Here is an 18,179-nt window from a genome sequence, read left to right as displayed (position 1 = left end):
CGTCCCTGAACCAGTCGGCGTCATACCCGCGATCTCCCAGCATCCATTGTGCTGCAGGAAGACTGTCCAGCAACGCAGCGGCACCGGTATAATCGCTGATCTGCCCCGCAGTCATGAAAAAGCTCAGCGGTCGTCCGTTCTGATCGGTGACCGCATGGAGCTTGGTATTCATACCGCCTTTGGTGCGACCGATCAGGCGGCCTGGATCCCCTTTTTTAACCGCAGGCTCGAAGCCGTGCGGTGCGCCTTGAGATACGTCGCATCAATCATAATCGTCTGAGGCTCGGTTTTCGCAGCAGACAGGCCATCCATCATCCGCATGAAAATGCCCATGTCGCCCCAACGCTTCCAGCGGTTGTAGAGCGTCTTGTGTGGACCGTATTCCCGGGGCGCATCACGCCAGCGCATCCCATTGCGGTTCACAAAAATGATCCCGTTCAGCACACGGCGGTCATCAACGCGAGTTGTGCCGTGGCTCTTGGGAAAGAACGACCGAAGACGGTCCATCTGTTCGTCCGTCAGCCAAAGCAGGTCGCTCATCTTCAGTCTCCTCACAGAGCCTGAATCAGATTTCCGCAATCAAATCAATGGGGCCTGAGCCTAGTGATGTGTGGCGCGCTGGAAGACACTTCCATATGCCAACGCCGGATTCAGTTCCTCATGATCTAAAAACTCGCCCCAACCGGCTCGATTCTTCCAGAACGTCTACATCCTCCGGGTGCAAATGGCTGGCATCTGAGTGGACACAAATCGCATCGGCCTTGCCATACAGTTCCAGAAGAAAGCAGGTCCGACAGGCAATCACCACGGCGTTCCCTCATGAGCATGCCAAACTCAAGACCACTCCCTATGACCAACACGTTAGTGTTCGGATGAAGAGCAGGTCACAACTCGACGTCCTGATGATCCAACGCCTTTGAAAGGGCCGGAGAAAAAATCGGCGCGAGGTCTGTTCCAGTCGGAAGGGCGCCGTTTCTGGCAAAGGTATCGGCAACATTCTGCGCAGAAGCAATGTCACTCCTGCGCCACGCCCGCAGATGATAGGGGCGGTTTTGGCTTTGCAGATAATTCAGAACCAAAGGTTCTGGTACCTGTATGACGGGTGAGACAGCATGCGCCCAGCGTGGCTTGTCATGGCTCAGGATGGAATAGGCTTTGTTAAGCCGCGCAAGATAGTCGACCGCGACAGCGCGGAAGGCTGGATTCTGGAGACGTAACGGATTAGCACCGATGAAATAATGTCCTGACAGGATATCAGCCGCGCTTTGCAGGACACGCGCCGTGCTGTCAGCTTCCAGCATCTGGATCGCGTATCCGTAGGTTGCCCATCCATCAAGACTTCCTGCTTTCATGGCAGTCAGTCCCTCGCTGATGCTGAGCGCGACGGGCGTGATATCGTGCCAGGAGAGACCTTGCTGCTCCAGCATTCTGATCAGGAAATAATGCGCGGTCGTCGCTTTGACATAGCCTATCCGCTTTCCCCGAAGATCCTTGATGGACTTTGCTGTTGAGTGTGTCGGCACGAGCAGAGCCTGATCCGTTGTCGGACCTTCCAGGGTCGCGACAATGGAAATGCGCGCGCCGGATGTTGCCGCAAAAACCATCGGGATTTCACTCCAGCCACCAATGTCCAGCGCATCTGCGTTGATGGCCTGAGCGATGATGTTCCCGGAATTGAATTCACTGAAACTGACCTTGTAGGGAAAATCGTCCAGCCGGGTTTCTTTCAGAAAGGTTTGGTCAGCGCCCCGGAAAGTCGCTGCCCTCAGTGTGACCTGCGAAAGATCTTCGGAATGTGCGACCCGCGGGCGGGGCAACAGCGATGCGCCTGCCATCACTGAGCCAATTTTGAAAAGACGCCGGCGCGTCAGACGAGACGAAAACAGAGGCATGAAATCGCTCCTACTTTCCAAGTATGCTTTAAGAGATAAGAGATTTTTATTTCAAAAAAAGAAAGTGCATTACTAAAAAACTCCAATGATAAAAATTAATATGTACATTTTATTATATAAATAGGGTTACTCAAAACCGGCCCAGGTTACGTTAACAAAAGACCTGATCCAGAGCCTTGCGGCGGCGAGGTTGAGAAAGCTCATGAAGGACAAAGCGGTCTTGTCGTAGCGGGTCGCGATGCGGCGCATTTTCTTGAGGTGGTTGAACATGCGCTCGATGCGATTGCGGTCCCTGTAACACCGCCAGTCTGTTTTTTTGAAAAGCCTCGCGACCATTGCGTGATGGAATGAGCGGCAGGATCCCATGGATCAGCAGATTCTGGCGGAAGCTATCGCTGTCGTATCTCCGATCGGCGAGTATAGCCCTGGGGTTCGAGACAGGCAGCTTCATCAGTGCGTCTCTGGCTTTGTAGTCCGAGACCTGCCCACCGGTAAGGACAAAACCGAAAGGGCGTCCCTGCTTGTCACATCGGGCTGGATCTTGCTCGTAAAGCCGCCGCGTGATCGACCAAAGCCCTCCGGATGAGCCCCCCTTTTGCGCCAGCAACTGTGAATGTGCACGAACCACGCTGCCAGTCATCGGTCAGCCTCAGATCCACAAGGGTCTGCAACAGAGCGTCCCACACGCCCTGTTCAGCCAAACGCCGGAACCAGACATACACGGAGTTCCACTTTCCGTAACGCTCATGCATGTCCCACCAGAGACAACTCGTTCGCCGAACATGCAGCATACCATTGAGAAACTGGCGACTATCTCAAGACAGACGAGCCCAACGTCCGCGCTCAGGCGGCAGAAGCAGAGCGACAGTCATTACCCAAAACCATAAATAACCGACCGTCGAACTCAAAATCAGGACACACTGCCTTCAATCAATGCTTCTTCGATCTTTTCAGGTCAGCGGCTGCACTTACGACGCCGTTGCCCTGCTTATCGAAAATTCGGGACGTCAGGACGATCTGAACGATTATCTCTACATCATTGGCGTCGCACAGCCCCCGACCGGATCGAACAATGTCGACCGTTCGAGCAGCGTCTTTCACCGCAAGATTCCCGAATATAACGGCATGGCGATGAATAACCAGCCAGTCAACACACGGGGGAAATATTTCAACTATATGATCGGCCTTGGAACACCGATCGTGTATTGTCTGATTCCGAAACGGCGGGTACGCCCCGGAGCGCCTCCAATTCGTAACCAGCGGTCAGCCCGTCCCCATGCCCGCTTCCCTGAAAAGAGCATGGGGACGGACGTTGTAATGAAGGTTTCCGATCGAGCCTGAAGACCGGAACGTCCTCAGTAGAATTCGAGGTTATCCGCCTGAAGCCACGCTGTTGATCCCGGCGCGCAGGACAGGCCGATCTCGATGTCGGTGATATCCCGCCCCGTCCAGTCACGCCGGTGGAGATTGTCCGTAGCGGCCAGATCGGAAAACGCAATCCGAACTTTCTGCCAGTGGTCCGAAAGAGGGAAAGGCCCCGACCAGGACGCTCCAACCGTACCGTTCGCGGTCAGGCGGGCTTTGCAGGACGCACCACGCACCTGAAAGGAGATCCCGTGATACGCCGAGACATCCACGGGCAGGATCGCACCGGCCGAAAGCGGAATGGACACACCAGCATAAGGCGTTTTCTGCTGCGCCATGACTGCGGTCATGAACAGCACATGCCCCTTCCCGCCATCCCGCGGCATGATTCCGGAAACTTCGACCGTACGATCCGGCCCGCGGTCCATCGTATCGGTCCGCAGAGTATTGAGAGACGAGCGTCCGTCCGTCCGCTCGAAATCATCGACCAGTTTCGTCGCCTTCGCGGGCGCGGGCCAGCCGGGCCGTGACTCCGCCGGTGGCGCATCGAGCCCGTAAAGCGGCTTTCCGTCCACCATGGTCATCGCGACGTTATGGATGTCGGAGATCCTGTTCCAGGGCCTGCCATCGAAAACCGTGATGTCCGCACGCATCCCGACGGCAATCACACCCCGGTCCCGATCCTGCCCGATCAACACAGCACTGGAATGCGTCGCAGCCGTGAGAGCCTGCGCCGGCGTCAGACCCGCGCGGACCAGAAGCTCAAGCTCATGGAGCGTCGAGAGGCCATGTGGCGTTGCGGGCATCCCGGCATCCGTGCCCACGCCGATCACCACACCGGCGCGGAAAAGCTTGCGAACATTCCGCAGGGCATTGTCGAACAGGGTCGTGTTCGCAACGACCTTGTGATCGGAGGAATGAACCCATTTGTCCGGATCGAAGACCGAGAGCGTCGGGATATCCCCCATCCCGCTGTCCCGGATGAGGCGAGCCTCGGCATCGGTCAGTACCCGGTCCTGAAGACCATGCGCCAGCGAATCAACCTTTGCCCGCGCCGCGATCAGCCCCCGTTCGACGGTCAGGGTATGGGTCATGACCTTGAGACCCTTGGCATGGGCCTCTGCCACGGCGGCCGCCAGCGTGGCCTCGTTCATGCTGGTATTGTCGGGCATGCGGTTGTAGCGCCAGCCGTCCGAGAAAATCTTGATCAGGTCCGGGTGATAGGCCACAACCGCGTCAATCGCCGCTTTCGCGCTGTCCAGCGAGTTGACCCAGCGCGTCGTATTCTGATCCGCCCAATCCGCGCCATGACCGCCCGGCGTGCTGATCCGGGCCGCGAAATTGACATGCGGCGCATCAAGCGTCGCAAGCCAGGTCCGCAGGGGTGCATAGGCTTCCGGCGCTTCGTTGAAGTCACTGACCGTGGTCACGCCCGAACGCAGATAGGCTGCGGCAATGGATGGAAAATCCGAAGGCTCTCCGGCCACGGTCCAGTGCGTATGAAGATCGTACAGCCCCGGCGTCACCGCCATGCCATGCACATCAATGACATGGGCATCCGAGGGAACAGGAAGGTCCTTTCCCAGGCCGGCAATGCGGCCGTCACGGATGACAATCGTCTCCCGCACGGCGGGGACGCCCGTTCCGTCAAACACCAGCCCTCCGACGATCGCGGTCGTCTCCGCCATCGTCAGCGGCGCCATCGCGAGCATCAGGAGCGTTCCGAGGCCCATGGTCATCAGGTTGCGTTTCATCATGAGCGTTTTTCTGTCCTTGACTGTGCAGTATTAGAAGAGGCCTCGGGATACCGGTTCAGATCGGCGCGTCTTCCGACAGCCATCCCCCTTCGCCACCCCCGATCGGCGTTCCGGGAGGAATATTGGCCGCAGGACGCGCCGTCTTGGTCGCCTCACGGCTCAGCCGCGCCTGATCTTTCAGCAGCGCGCCCATCTCCTGACACCATACGGCCTCGTCGCCCTGTCCCCGGACAGCCGAGAAACTCCCGGCAAGCTGCCTGATGGCTCCCGACAGAGCCAGCGCAACATCCGGCGTCGTATGCGGATCATCCCGCGTCTGGGCCATGCTGAGAATGGTCCGGTAGGAGATACGACGTTCAAGGGCCGTCTGATGACGCGAGGCGACCTCGGACGTCAGGCGCCCCAGAAGATCCCCCGGCCCCGGCAACGAAGGATCACGGGCATGCTGTAGCACCATCCGCTCCAGACGGCTCGGGGCCAAGAGGGAATGTAGGGTGATCTCGGCCGCCGTTTCAGCGGCATTGAGCGGATCGAAGGTCGAGGAACCCGCCATCCGGAAAACTTCAGTATCGTATTGCGGATCGGGGTTGCCATTCACCCCCGAAGACAGCATGAGCGCCAGTTGGGGGGAAATCCCCAGCACCTTCGGCGAGAGCGTCTGCAACAGGACGTCAATGGCGTCACGCTGCTGTGCGCCACCGACCGGAACCGGAAGCGGACTCTGCCCGTCCACGACCGCATAGCGGTAATCGAGGCCACCAATCAGCTTGCCGACAGCCTCGACATCGTAACGGTGAACCAGCCACAGCGGCACGAATTTGCGACGCAGATCGGACAGTCGCTCTCCGGGATGAAGGACATGCGGCCCGAACCGGGACAGCGCGATCTCCCGGATCTTCAACATCTGTTTCAGGTCCGCAGGCGTGTCGGCGCCGTCCGTCCACATATTGTTGCCCACCATTGCGGAGTCACTGTCCCGTCCGTCAATGTCGGTTCCAAACCGCAGTCCCTGCGCCTCGATGGCACCGGCTTTGCGGGCTGCTGCCACGTCAGGATCTTCACCGGGGCGGGGCTGGCCGTACAGCCAGTCAATGGCATACCGGTCCCAGACCCCGACGCCCTTCGCATAGGCGTCCGAGAAATCCAGCCGGTCTCCCGAAATCCCGATCCGGGGGCCGGGATAATCCATGACAGAGGCCCGGTCCTGCGTACTTGCATGGAAGTTATGAACAAGGCCCAGCGTATGCCCGACTTCGTGGACACCGAGCTGTCTCAGCCGGTCCAGAGAAATTTTTACCGGATCGTCCGCGCGCCCCGTATTCTCGTTCTCCGTCCCTGCCAGCGCTTCAAAAATGATGATGTCCTGACGCAGACGCAGGCCTTCGAGAACCACATTCCCGCGGATGACCTCGCCCGTCCGGGGGTCGATCACGCTGATCCCGTAAGAGTAGCTGCGGGTCTGGCGTTCGTTCCAGTTGACGATATTGTAGCGGATATCCTGCGGATCGACGCCTGAAGGCAGGATCTTCACCTGAAACGCATCGATATAGCCTGCGGCCTCGAAGGCCTGATTCCACCACGCAACCCCTTCCGCCAGAGCGGAGCGCACCGGCTCAGGCGCCGCATTGTCGATATAATAGACGATCGGCTTGACGACCCGCGAGCGCGGCGCGGACGGGTCGGTTTTGACCAGACGGAAACGGTTGGCGTACTCGATCAGGACATTCTGCCCCAGCGGCGCCCCAAAATCATAGACTGCCGTACCATGACTGCCGGAGCGGATGTCCAGTCTGCGCGGCACATATCCCGGGCCCGGAAGACGCACCAGCGAATGATGGACGATGAAGCTGATCTGATGAGGGTCGGGGGAAAGCTGGCTGATTTCCCTGCCCGGAGCATCGGAGGCAAAGGTGAGCACAGCCTCCGCTTCCACGTTGTCGGCAAAAGCCCTGACTGTAGCGGAATCCACCTGACTCAGGGCGGGGACCTGATGAAAACCCTTTCCGCCGGCCTCCACCGTGTCGGGCAGTTTCATGCCGCCGCCGTTCAGCGTCTCGGCAATGGCCATCGTGTCATGGGTATAGAATGGGGAAAGATCGACGACCGTTCGACCGGAAGGATCGACCGACACGATATCCAGCATTGTAATGACGCTGAACGGGAAACTCCTCTTGACGCCCTCGCGGACGTCGTCGTCTCCGCGCGACATGAATTTCGGGTTCTCGAAGACAACGGCAACCCGCGGGCCGATCCGGCGGAAAGCGAGAATCCGGGTTGGGCCGAGCATTCCGTGGTCCAGCCGGATATTGGCGGAGCCGATCCCGGTTCGCAGGGCACTGGCATAAAGATAACGCCCATAGACCCCCTCGCCGTCCGGCGCGGGAAGCGTCACCAGTATCTTTCCATTATGCCCATCGGCATGAACTGCAAGCAGCGGTAGCTCGGCGGTATGTTGACTCTGACTTTGCCCCTGATCCTGCGCCGACGCTCTTGGTGCGGCACTCGCAGCGACAATGGTGCTGACGAGAAGCAGCAGACGGAAATTCCGTGAGCGTCGGAAACATTTCAAAGCAAACATCAAAGACTTCCTGCATTTTCCGGCAGGAAAGCAGATATTTTCAGAAGAACCGCCCTGTCAGTTCCGAAAAAGATCCACTTTCCCGCCGATGTGACACTATGCCCGGTTTCAGAAACTTGCCGTCACTGCGACACGGAAAACACGTCCGAGATAGTTGTAAAGCGATTCATTGGTCTGGGCAAAAGCCGGCACGTTGTTTCCATCCGGACCGTTGCCGACCAGAACCGGTTTCGAGTTGAGCATGTTGTTCATGACGAACGTGGCCCGAACCGGATGATCATATGCCGTGAAATCATAAGCGAGGGACGTGTCGAAATAGACGGCGCCCTTGATGTGGTTGTTGTTGATCGTCCGGTGCTGTGGCGTGGACGCAGGGCAGGTCGTCGTGCACTGGATATAATCATTGCCATACACGCCGGAACTGAAGCCACGCGCTACGAGATTGAGTGTGAAGTTGTCGACCTTGTAGAACGAACTGATCCGGTAGTTCCACTTCGGCGCACTGTAATCGCCCGCGAGGCTTCCACCGTTCACGCCAGCATAATTGATCGGATAAACGTTATTATCAACCGTATTGGAAATGTAATGCGTGATCTCTCCATGCACGGAGAACGAGCCGGGCAGTTTTTTCCAGATCTTCGACAGGCGGAACCGATAGCTCGCCTCGATATCCAGTCCGCGCTCCTTCTGGCTGGCGAAATTGAACGGCTGCAACAGGATGCTCTGCAGGACGCCATTCGAATAATGGATGTTGTTGCACCATGCCGTTCCACCGGAATAGCAGAAATCAACCGCATTCTGGCCGGTTACGGTCCCGATCGCGTTGCTGATATTGATGCTGTAATAATCGAAGGACGCCATGAAACCGGGCAGGAAACGCGGGCTGATGACCGTGCCCACGGTCCAGGTATTGGACGTCTCGGGTGAAAGGTTCCGGTTTCCGGTACGGATCTGGGTGAAAGGCTGCGACCCCGGATCCGGCGAATTTTCGGGCAGGACAACCGTGTTGTTCAGCGAGGTTCCCGCCGCATAAAGCTCGTTCAGGTTGGGCGCACGGATATCGTGACTGTAGGTGCCACGGAACTTGATGTCCTGAATGGGAGCATAGGTGGCTCCGGTCTTCCAGGTCTCGACACTTCCGGATGTGGAATAATCCGTGTAGCGCCCGGCGCTGTTGATATCGACCCCCTTCAGGACGGGCAGATCAAGCTCCACATAGCCTTCCTTGACGTTATAGGAGCCCTTGTTCGCCAGGAAGTTGCCGTACTGCCAGCCCGACTGATAGGCCGAGTTCACATAACCTGACACGGACTCGCGCCGCCAGTCTCCACCCATGGCAATGGCGGCATTTCCGCCGGGGAGATGGAACATGTCTCCCCCGATATCGAAAGAGGCGACGTGCTGCTGGAGGACCTGCTCACGCGCCGGCTGTCCCGTCTGGCCACCATAGATGTAATTCAGCGCCGCGGATGACGGGCCACTCGTTCCGAGACGGTCGATTGGCACGCACCCATTACCGGGATTGGTGATCGTGGACCGGCACATGATCTGTCCGTTATGCATCACGGCGTCCTGGGCCAGAGCCATGCGGGACACATTCCACGTATTCTTCAAACGGATATCGTCGAGCGTGCGTCCATACTGGTAATACCAGCCCCAGTGCCAGTTGTTGCCCGCGAACTTGAACTTCCCGTTCATACCTCCGACATAGCGGAACACCTGACGGCTCACGTCACTTCCCGGCACCGGAAAGCCCGCATTGCTGGTTCCCATGTTGAACGAATTCAGACCGGCCGCCGCCATCTGGCTGGCAACCTGGGAATAATCGCGGTTCAGGTAGGCATTGTCGCGGTTAATCGTCACACCGGTGCTGGGAGTCTGCTGATAATAGCTGCTCCCGATATACTTGTTCCAGGAGAACTGGCCGAAGATTTCGGTATGTTCGCTGATGTCGTAGGACGTGCGGTTAAAGACGCTGATCCGCTCTTCGCTCGGCGTGAGCGAGTTGGTTCCCACATGGCCTTTCAGCGTTTCGTCCGTGTCCCCCCCGATCATGTACGGGCTGGATGCTGTGCTTCTGGTACCATATTTGAGCTGCCCTGTCTGTCCGGGAGCACCGAAATAGGTGCCGGCAAGCGGACCCGAACTGATCAGGCCGCCCGAGGTATAGGTGGAAGGACCAAATCCCGAGCCGACGAGACGCTGGGGTTGACCGTTGGTTGCGGTGTAGGCCGGATTGTTGATCTGGAAATATCCGCTGTCATTCCAGGACCGGTCAATCGTATCTACACCGAACTGCTGGTAATACTGCGCATCAAGCAGGACGTGGAGCTTTCCGTTCAGGAACGTCTTTCCCATCGTCGCATTGAGCGTGTAGTTCGGGTCGTCTGCATAGGTCGTAAAACCCGTATTGGCCGAGAGTTTCAGACCTGAGAATTTCTTGTTCAGAACGAAGTTGACGACACCACCGACCGCATCAGAACCATACTGCGCCGATGCACCGCCCGTGACGACTTCAACACGCTCGACGAGGTTCTGCGGGATGGTGTTGACATCCACCAGCCCCGTGATGGACGACGCGACAGAGCGCTGGCCGTCGATCAGGATAAGCGTACGGTTCGCACCCAGGCCACGCAGGTTGACCGCGTTAATGCCGACGAGCCCCGACGAGAGGAACCCGGAACTGGTCGCAGACGTGCTTGCCTGTGTCACGGCGGGAAGCTGGTTCACGAGTTCCGAAATATTCGCTGGAACCTGCGCCGCAATGTCTTCACGGCCAAGAACCGTTACAGGCGTGGGCGAACTGAAACCATTGCGGACGATGTGACTTCCCGTCACCGTTACCTGCTCGGCGGCTCCGCCGTTAACGGAGGATACCTTGCGCAGTTCCTTTTCCCGGGCGCCGGTCCCGACTGTCGCAGCCCGGGAGGGCTTAGATGCGGACACGGAATGTTCAGAAGAATTCTTTTTCTTTTCAAGAACCGACGGCGCATCGGCTCCCTTGACCTCAGCGGCACAGACAGCTGTCATTGGCAGAACACACAGGATCGACGTTGAGAGAAGAGACCGGGAGAAACGGCCCAGCGGAAATCCTGGTTGCGCCATGGGATAAAGCCCTATGCCTGATAGTATGAAAATAAATTCTACATAGATTACATAACAGAAACAAGTAGAATAGTTCTGTAATCGTGCTTTGTAATGAAGCCTCCTCCTGGAAATCCCGTAACGGTTTGCACGGGCAGGACATCCCGGCAAACCGGTGTTTTCTCTCCTCAGACCGCTGGGTCGTCGGTTTCCGAAGCTCCAGCAGCAGAGCAAGCCCCGGAGAATGAGACCGGTGTTCTTGCCTCGTCATTAACATGCAGGCTGAACACGTCGGGACGGGCATAATGTCCGGCAACATCCAGATCGTATTTGGCGCGGATGATATCCTCGAGGTCGATATCCGCCGTCAGGATTGCTTCACGGTCATGCACCGGCCCCGCAATAATCTCTCCCAGCGGGCTGACAATGACGCTTCCACCCCGGATCAGCACGGTCTCAGGATCGTTTCCCTGATGACAGTCATACTGCTCCGGAGCGTCCGCCCGTGTCATGAACTGGCAGGCACTCAGGACGAATGTCCGCCCTTCATAGGCAATATGGCGCATGGACGCCTGCCAGATGTCGCGTTCGTCCACGGTTGGCGCGCACCACAGGCTGATCCCCCGTGCGTACATGCTCTGGCGCAGATCGGGCATATAATTTTCCCAGCAGATCGCGGCGCCCAGACGTCCGATGTCCGTGTCGAACACAGGAATGGTAGACCCGTCTCCCTGTCCCCAGACCAAGCGTTCCGTTCCGGTCGGCATCAGCTTGCGATGCTTGCCCAGCAGCGAGCCGTCAGGACCGAAAAAGAGCGCCGTGCAATACAGCGTGGCTCCGTCACGTTCGATCACGCCCACCACCAGATGCGCCGCCATGTTCGCCGCAAACGATCCGATCCGTTCCGTTTCAGGGCCCGGAACCGGAATGGCCGATTTCCAGTACCGCAGATAGTCATCCCGACCCTCGGGGAAACGGCTTCCCAACACGGCTCCGAAGCTCAGGCCTTTCGGATATCCGCCGACATAGGCCTCGGGGAAAACTGCCAATTTCACGCCCTGCGCCGCCGCGGCCTCACAATGCGCCTGCATGCGGTCAAGGGTGGCGGCCGTATCGAACAGGGTCGTTCCCGCCTGAATGACGGCAACGCGTAGCTTGGACATATAAACTCTCTCGCGTAGTGAATCCGGAGCATCGCCCGGTCAGAATCTGGCACCACCAGACGACAGCGACGATACCAGTCCTGCCATTCAACGCCAGAGCGGGGCACCAGAGCCGGACGCAAGAATTCAGGGGCGGAATTTGAAAATCGGACTTCAGGATCCGCTCACCAGGTGGGGTACGATCAGAGAGGTGTACCGAATGATCGGATCCGCACTTTCGCGTATGGTCAGCCCGGCGCAACGCTTTCGAAGCACATCTTCTAACGCATCCCCGGTCGCGAGCAGGTTCGTATTCCCCAGAAACCGTCGCCACATCACTGGTAGCAGAAGCTGCCTTCCAAGGCAGATTCAGGGACGTACATCCCTAACCCCGCAGATGACGCGCACCGGAATCCCTGAACATCAGCTCTCAGGGATACATCCGGATCATGCTCCTGACGATCCACCCTCTGTGCAACCGTTGTCCCCCATGCTTGTCCTCGAGATTGTCGGGATACGGCACCACTGTACGGTCCCTGCGATCCAACCGTCGTGACGCAATGCGGCCACCCGTTTTACACGTGCACCCGCGTCCGGAGGCGTAGGCCCATAAGAAGCGCTCCCGTGCTGATGCCAGACCTCCTGTATCCCGGTACTTTCGGGCATGGCACGAGGTAATCTGACGGATCAGGAATGGTCGAGAAGTAAGCCTCTTCGCCCCTAGGAGCGTGGACGTTGAACGCATCCGTCCGGGAATAAGCATCACAGTGAAACCCACAACGCACCAGGCGGGCACAAGGCCTCGATCGCGCCAGCCTGTGTCAGGCGTTCGCAGAATAGCCAGATCGCCCTGACGTCCGGAACGCGATCCAATAGTCCAAAAGGGAGAAAGCGCATGAAGGACAGCGGGTCGTTGTCAAATACTCCGTTCGTTCATCAAACGGCTTGCCAAGTCCACTCAACCGGGCTGCCTCATTCCATTTCCCCAATCATCATAAGAAACGGAGTGACAGACAGCCTCCTTTCAAACCCTACAGCGTCATCTACTGGAAGAAGCTTACGAAGAAAACAGGACGTCAGCGAGCAAGCGAATAATCGATATAGCCTTCTGCGCCCTGCGAGTACCAGGTGTGAATATCGTCCTGGTTCAGGGGCAGATTGTCTTCCAAACGAAGCACGAGGTCGGGATTGGCGAGAAATGCACGACCGAATGAAATGGCGTCTGCGACGCCGGTTACGACTGTCTCGATCGCTTTATCCCGAGTATAGCCCAGATTGAGCACGAGCGGCTTCTTGAAGACTTCGCGGATCGGACCATGCAGTTGCGGCTGATCGTTCTTGTCGGACGTGCCATTTGGCCTGGGCTCGCGTAGCTCAAGGAAAGCGATGTCAAGGTCGTTCAGCAGCTTTGCCGCCGGCACAAAAACCTGCTCTGGATAGCTGTCGATGCAGCCCTCCGTACCGCCATTAGGAGAAAGCCTTACCGACGTTCTGTCCGCACCAATCGTTGCGATCACGCGTTCCGTGACTTCACGAAGAAAGCGGATACGGTTTTCAGGCAGACCGCCGTATTCGTCGACACGATGATTGGTGCTATCCCGCAGAAATTCGTCGATCAGATAACCGTTGGCGGCATGAATCTGCACGCCGTCAAAGCCCGCCTGAAGAGCATTGCGAGCAGCATTTTCATAGTCGTTCAGGATGCGCTCAATATCCTCCCTGGTGAGAGCCCGGGCGATTTCGGAAGCCTGTTTGCCGTCATAAGTATGAAGCGCTTCAGGTGCTTTTGTCGCTGAACAGGACACGGGCTGCTGGCCCGTCACGCTGGAATGCACTATGCGGCCCATATGCCAAAGTTGGGCGACAATTTTTCCGCCTTTTGCGTGCACCGCTGCTGTAACCGGTTTCCAGGCTTCTACCTGTTCCTGCGACCACAGACCTGGCGCATATGGCCAGCCAAGGCCTTCGCGGCTGATACCGGTCGCCTCAGAAATGATCAGACCGGCTGCAGCCCGTTGCGCATAATATTCGGCCATGATGGGGGTAGGTATATGTTCGCGGGTGCCCCGGGCCCGTGTCAGGGGCGCCATGAGAATTCTGTTCCTGGCGTAAATGCTTCCCAGTTCAATCGGCTCAAACAGGCTGGGCATGACAGATCCTTCTTAAAAGACGCAGTTCCTACGAACTGCGGAAGACTCACGAGGATAATAATAGAAGGCCTACCACCTTGTTGGACTTGAGGTGAGTATTGCCCTCCTGTTTGACTTTTGATGCAGTAGACTGCCTGGAGAGAAAGCAGATTGCTTCCTTTTGTAGCGTGGGAGCATAAAATAGCCACATCAATTTATGCTGTTCTTGAATAAAGTTCATTTGACATTGAGACATTTATTAAAAGATCATTTTGTCAACTTTGAACTCAAAATATACATATAGAAAAAGTATAATCGCCAATTATGTCGAGGACTATATAGTCTACGGGAAAATTATAGCCCTCACTGTTTCGGTTTTAATTATAGGGTAGCGATAATGCTTTCCCACGGCTCTAAAGCAATGGCGCGTTCCTGAATCTGTTTTCTATCCATATTGCTTGCAATCACGCGCTTTACTTTTTTCCCCTCAGGGAGGGAGAACGTTTTTTCGTCATTAGAGAAGTTCAGAACAATCAGGGCTCTGTTTGTGGAATCTTCCCGGATATAGGCGTAGATCTGTGAGTCATCCGGCGAAATGTCTTGGTAAGTCCCATGGATAAGAACTGGAAACTGCTTCCTGGTCCGGATCATTTTCCTGTAAAAAGAAAGCACGGATCTAGGGTCAGAAGATTCTGTAGAACAGTTGATGGTGCGGAAATTCGGATTAACGAGCATCCAGGGTTTTACCGGAGAAAACCCTGCGTTAGTCCCTTCATTCCATTGCATGGGTGTACGGGTATTGTCCCGTGTCGTTGCCGCCAAGTTTACAAGCATTTCCCGAGGGGAAATGTGTCCCGACACAACCTGTAAGCGCCATTCATTATGCGCAAATACATCGTCGAACTGATCGATCTGAACGGAAAATTGGTCATGCCAATTTCCTGTCCCTGGTAGATAAATGGTGTCCCGCGCAGGGAAAGCATCATCGTTGCCAAGAGTTTTGCCGAGCGATCTCTGTATTCGGGGAGTTGCGACCCATAACGTGACACCGAGCGTGAGTAGTCATGGTCTTCCAGCCAGACAACAGGCCACGTCCCGGGATGATCGTCGAAACTGTTATCACGATTGAATGCGCGCAAGTCGCTTAGATGAAAAGTGCCCTTACGCCATGCATCGATATTGTCTTTGATCTGAAAGTCGAAGCGAAATCCGGATGAAAGTTCCTTGTTTCGTGAATCTGTAATGCGAGCATATTCATCGCGGCTTACGCCCCAGTTTTCTCCCACAGAATACAGCTCTGTGTTCTTGAAAACATGCTCGTACATATCTTTCAGATAGAAACTGAGCCGGTCTCCATGATCGGCAAATGTCTTTCGTGCCGGAATTTCTTCCGGAGTGAGATCGTACAGCTTTTCCGGCTTTGCGATGAAGGTAATCGCATCGAACCGGAAACCATCAACACCTTTGTCGGCCCAGAACTTCAGGATCGCGTAAAGCTCAGCGCGTACTTCAGGATTTTCCCAGTTCAGATCCGGTTGCTGTGCTTCGAACGAATGTAGATAATACTGGCCTGTCTTCTGATCCAGTGTCCAGGCCGAACCTCCAAACTGCGTCTGCCAGTTCGTGGGAGGAGCACCATTTTTTCCATCATGCCAGTGATAGAAGTTGCGGTAGCGGTTATCTCTGGATGATCTGCTTTCTACAAACCAGGCATGCTGGTCGCTCGTATGATTGAAAACCATATCGAGAATGACGCGAATCCCCAATTGCTTCGCCCGCGCCAGAAAGGCATCGAAATTCTCCATCGTGCCAAAGTCCGGCATGATCTTGCGATAGTCTCGCACGTCATACCCATTATCGACATTGGGAGAGTCGAAACAGGCCGCAACCCAGATCGCGTCAACGCCCAGTTCCGCGAGGTATTCCAGCCTGTCCTTCATCCCGATAAAATCCCCGATGCCGTCAGAATTTCCATCCTGAAAGGAACGGGGATAAATCTCGTAGAACACACTGCTCTTCCACCATGGCATACGGGGTTGAGCAGGCGTTGATGCAGATGCCGTTGCCCAGAATCCAACAGCCAGTGGCAATAAGCTTCGGCGGCTCAGGTCGATGCCGGTCATGGAAAGCTCCTAGGGGAGTGTGAAAAGAAAATGATCCGCTGCCGTCAGAGGGGCTTGGGCAGCGGATATCATCAGACCGTCTTCACCAGACTACGTCGGTTGTTTCGATCCACTTCTGGATGGAGGTGTGCTGAGGCGCCCATCCGAGCAGCCGCCGTGCATTCACGGCCCGCACCCGGCTGTTGGAGCCAATGGCAAAGCGGGCCCAGTCACCCAGTTCAGCAATGGCGTCCTCTGCTGGCCAGCTTTGCGTCTTGCCCTCAAAGCCAAGCGCCTTGCTGATGGAGGTCGCGATCTCGACGAAAGACGCTTCACCATTCTCTGCGTAAAAGTAAGAGGCTGACGGTGCTTTTTCCAAAGCCAGTCGATAAAGTTCTGCAAGGTCACGGATATGAACGTTCGACCAGCGGTTCAGCCCCGTTCCAATATAAGCGCCAGCACCGACTTTCCGAGACTGCGCATAGAGCTTCGGAAGCTGATCACTCTTTGCCGACAGCCCAAGAGATTCCCCGTAGATCATTGTCGGGCAGAAAACGATGGTCCGGATTCCGTCGCGCACACCGGCAATCCGGACGATTTCATTGATTTCAACACGATCTTTACGGATATCCATCGGGACGAAAGGGGTATCATCCGCGAAGATATCCGGCCGCTCATAGGCTCCCCGTGCATCATCACCGACGACGCTCGATCCGGATGTGTGGATGAAGGCCTTGCCGCTGCCTTTGAGGGCTTCGAGAAAGGTCTGAACAGATGCAAGATGATCAGAGTTGGCCGCATGAATGACGGCGTCTGCCGCTTTGGCCTCCTCCGCCAGAAGAGCAGCGTCATCCAGCGACCCTTGAACCGGCGAAATACCAATCTCCTGAAGAGCCTGTGCCTTGTCGGACTGACGAACGAGACCACGGACTTCATGGCCGAAGTCGGTCACATAGCGGGCAACGGAGCCGCCAATGTAGCCGGTCGCACCTGTAAGAAAGATTTTCATGTTTCACGGTCTCCGGAGAGTTTGGATAGCTTCGTGAAGCTTGCTCCCTGAAAAGAGAATGAACTAGAGAACATGAATTCACAGTCGTTATGAATTCAGGGCACAGATATGTTGAGGGATGTTAACCGGTCGGGCGAAATGGAAGTGTTCGTGGCCATTGTGGAGGCCGGCTCATTTTCCGAAGCAGCACGCCGGCTCGACATGTCACCGTCTGCCGTCAGCAAACTGACGTCGCGTCTGGAGGCAAGGCTGGGCACGCGGCTTCTCAACCGATCAACCAGATCCATTGAGTTGACGGCAGAAGGGGAGCGCTTCCATCGCGAGAGTCAGTGTATTCTGGAGCAGATGACGGCGCTGGAAGATGGTCTTTTGCACGAAATGCCCCGGCCGACGGGAGACGTTCGGGTCAACATGAACCTGCCCTTCGGTCTTCAGTGCGTGCTTGATCTTTTGCCCGGATTCCTGGTCTGCTATCCGGGAATCCGGCTCTCTGTAGATCTCACGGATCAGGTTGTGGATCTTGTCGAGCATCATGCCGACGTCGCCATTCGCATCGGTCCGATGCGGGATTCAGGGCTTCTGCAGCGCAAGCTCCTGGAAACGCATTTCGTTACCGTGGCGGCTCCGTCGTATCTGGAAAGCCATGGTACTCCTGAAACGGTCAATGAGTTGGCAGAGCATAACTGTCTGACGTTCGCTTTCCGACGGCAAATGCCCGAGTGGAAGTTCCGTGATGAAACCGGACAGTCACGAACCTTCAACCCAAAAGGCAATCTCCTTTTGGGGGACGGAGAAAGCATGCGCCGTCTGACGCTTGCAGGCACCGGAATCGCACAGCTTTCACTGTTCCAGGTTCAGGAAGACCTCGCGACGGGAAAACTTGTCCCTGTTCTCGAAAGATTTGCCGCGCAGGAGCCACAGACTGTGCACGCCGTCTTTATGGGGCCAAATCGTTATATGCCCCAAAGAGTGCGTGTCTTTATCGACTATCTGGCCGCAAATCTCCAGGATGCTTGTCAAACCACCAGAGATATAAAGTCTGTATCGTGACGTCCGCTTTCGGAATGATTGTGTTGAAAAACCCTCGCCGTGGTTGGCGATGAGGATGGCCCTGAGACCAG

12 protein-coding genes and 3 pseudogenes are annotated in these 18,179 nt (G+C 56.4%); 2 read left to right on the top strand and 13 right to left on the bottom strand.

Annotated elements, in window-relative coordinates:
- From ABF859_RS14060 to ABF859_RS14045, 4 genes and pseudogenes are all read right to left on the bottom strand, one after another.
- Window positions 1–540 (bottom strand): annotated as a pseudogene (locus tag ABF859_RS14060) (IS5 family transposase); the annotation flags it as partial.
- 344 nt (window positions 541–884) lie between these two features.
- Window positions 885–1,892: an ABC transporter substrate-binding protein gene (locus ABF859_RS14055; RefSeq protein ID WP_415528320.1), complete on the bottom strand. Its 1,008-nt coding sequence runs from the start codon at window positions 1,890–1,892 to the stop codon at window positions 885–887.
- A 126-nt stretch (window positions 1,893–2,018) separates the two neighbouring features.
- Entirely contained in the window at window positions 2,019–2,162 is a 144-nt protein-coding gene (locus tag ABF859_RS14050; RefSeq protein ID WP_415528319.1) for a hypothetical protein, read from the bottom strand.
- A 254-nt stretch (window positions 2,163–2,416) separates the two neighbouring features.
- A pseudogene (locus ABF859_RS14045) lies at window positions 2,417–2,695 on the bottom strand (transposase); the annotation flags it as partial.
- Window positions 2,696–2,825: 130 nt separating this feature from the next.
- Here ABF859_RS14045 and ABF859_RS14040 point away from each other — a divergent pair.
- Complete coding sequence (locus ABF859_RS14040; RefSeq protein ID WP_415528318.1) at window positions 2,826–3,233, top strand: hypothetical protein; 408 nt, start codon at window positions 2,826–2,828, stop codon at window positions 3,231–3,233.
- Between the two features lie 14 nt (window positions 3,234–3,247).
- On the opposite strand, the gene ABF859_RS14035 is transcribed toward ABF859_RS14040, so the two are convergent.
- From ABF859_RS14035 to ABF859_RS13995, 9 genes and pseudogenes are all read right to left on the bottom strand, one after another.
- On the bottom strand, window positions 3,248–5,014 hold the full coding sequence (locus ABF859_RS14035) for an amidohydrolase family protein (RefSeq protein WP_415528317.1): 1,767 nt from the start codon (window positions 5,012–5,014) through the stop codon (window positions 3,248–3,250).
- Between the two features lie 55 nt (window positions 5,015–5,069).
- Complete coding sequence (locus ABF859_RS14030; RefSeq protein WP_415528315.1) at window positions 5,070–7,592, bottom strand: zinc-dependent metalloprotease; 2,523 nt, start codon at window positions 7,590–7,592, stop codon at window positions 5,070–5,072.
- Between the two features lie 108 nt (window positions 7,593–7,700).
- The gene (locus tag ABF859_RS14025) at window positions 7,701–10,538 is read right to left on the bottom strand and encodes a TonB-dependent receptor plug domain-containing protein (protein ID WP_415528313.1); all 2,838 of its coding nucleotides are present in this window, start codon (window positions 10,536–10,538) and stop codon (window positions 7,701–7,703) included.
- Between the two features lie 326 nt (window positions 10,539–10,864).
- The gene (locus ABF859_RS14020; RefSeq protein ID WP_415528311.1) at window positions 10,865–11,839 is read right to left on the bottom strand and encodes a carbon-nitrogen hydrolase family protein; all 975 of its coding nucleotides are present in this window, start codon (window positions 11,837–11,839) and stop codon (window positions 10,865–10,867) included.
- Window positions 11,840–12,613: 774 nt separating this feature from the next.
- Window positions 12,614–12,756 (bottom strand): annotated as a pseudogene (locus ABF859_RS14015) (transposase); the annotation flags it as partial.
- 138 nt (window positions 12,757–12,894) lie between these two features.
- Window positions 12,895–13,968, bottom strand: a complete 1,074-nt coding sequence (locus ABF859_RS14010) for an alkene reductase (RefSeq protein WP_415528310.1) — start codon at window positions 13,966–13,968, stop codon at window positions 12,895–12,897.
- A gap of 360 nt (window positions 13,969–14,328) precedes the next feature.
- Entirely contained in the window at window positions 14,329–14,769 is a 441-nt protein-coding gene (locus ABF859_RS14005) for an alpha-glucosidase C-terminal domain-containing protein (RefSeq protein WP_415528309.1), read from the bottom strand.
- A 2-nt stretch (window positions 14,770–14,771) separates the two neighbouring features.
- Window positions 14,772–16,070, bottom strand: a complete 1,299-nt coding sequence (locus ABF859_RS14000) for an alpha-glucosidase (protein WP_415528308.1) — start codon at window positions 16,068–16,070, stop codon at window positions 14,772–14,774.
- 82 nt (window positions 16,071–16,152) lie between these two features.
- Window positions 16,153–17,058: an NAD-dependent epimerase/dehydratase family protein gene (locus tag ABF859_RS13995; RefSeq protein ID WP_415528307.1), complete on the bottom strand. Its 906-nt coding sequence runs from the start codon at window positions 17,056–17,058 to the stop codon at window positions 16,153–16,155.
- A 138-nt stretch (window positions 17,059–17,196) separates the two neighbouring features.
- Here ABF859_RS13995 and ABF859_RS13990 point away from each other — a divergent pair, with 138 nt between their 5' ends.
- On the top strand, window positions 17,197–18,108 hold the full coding sequence (locus tag ABF859_RS13990; protein WP_415528306.1) for a LysR family transcriptional regulator: 912 nt from the start codon (window positions 17,197–17,199) through the stop codon (window positions 18,106–18,108).
- Window positions 18,109–18,179: the final 71 nt, after the last annotated feature.

The organism is Gluconobacter sp. (assembly GCF_047722525.1).
GTDB lineage: Bacteria > Pseudomonadota > Alphaproteobacteria > Acetobacterales > Acetobacteraceae > Gluconobacter.
Note: the sequence above shows the minus strand (reverse complement) of the source record. Positions and strands in the feature narration are given on the sequence as shown.

Excerpts from the sequence above, each read along its gene's own strand:
- ABF859_RS14055 (WP_415528320.1), bottom strand. The coding sequence starts at position 1,892 with ATGCCTCTGTTTTCGTCTCGTCTGACGCGCCGGCGTCTTTTCAAAATT.
- ABF859_RS14050 (WP_415528319.1), bottom strand. The coding sequence starts at position 2,162 with ATGTTCAACCACCTCAAGAAAATGCGCCGCATCGCGACCCGCTACGAC.
- ABF859_RS14040 (WP_415528318.1), top strand. The coding sequence starts at position 2,826 with ATGCTTCTTCGATCTTTTCAGGTCAGCGGCTGCACTTACGACGCCGTT.
- ABF859_RS14035 (WP_415528317.1), bottom strand. The coding sequence starts at position 5,014 with ATGATGAAACGCAACCTGATGACCATGGGCCTCGGAACGCTCCTGATG.
- ABF859_RS14030 (WP_415528315.1), bottom strand. The coding sequence starts at position 7,592 with ATGTTTGCTTTGAAATGTTTCCGACGCTCACGGAATTTCCGTCTGCTG.
- ABF859_RS14020 (WP_415528311.1), bottom strand. The coding sequence starts at position 11,839 with ATGTCCAAGCTACGCGTTGCCGTCATTCAGGCGGGAACGACCCTGTTC.
- ABF859_RS14010 (WP_415528310.1), bottom strand. The coding sequence starts at position 13,968 with ATGCCCAGCCTGTTTGAGCCGATTGAACTGGGAAGCATTTACGCCAGG.
- ABF859_RS14000 (WP_415528308.1), bottom strand. The coding sequence starts at position 16,070 with ATGACCGGCATCGACCTGAGCCGCCGAAGCTTATTGCCACTGGCTGTT.
- ABF859_RS13995 (WP_415528307.1), bottom strand. The coding sequence starts at position 17,058 with ATGAAAATCTTTCTTACAGGTGCGACCGGCTACATTGGCGGCTCCGTT.
- ABF859_RS13990 (WP_415528306.1), top strand. The coding sequence starts at position 17,197 with ATGGAAGTGTTCGTGGCCATTGTGGAGGCCGGCTCATTTTCCGAAGCA.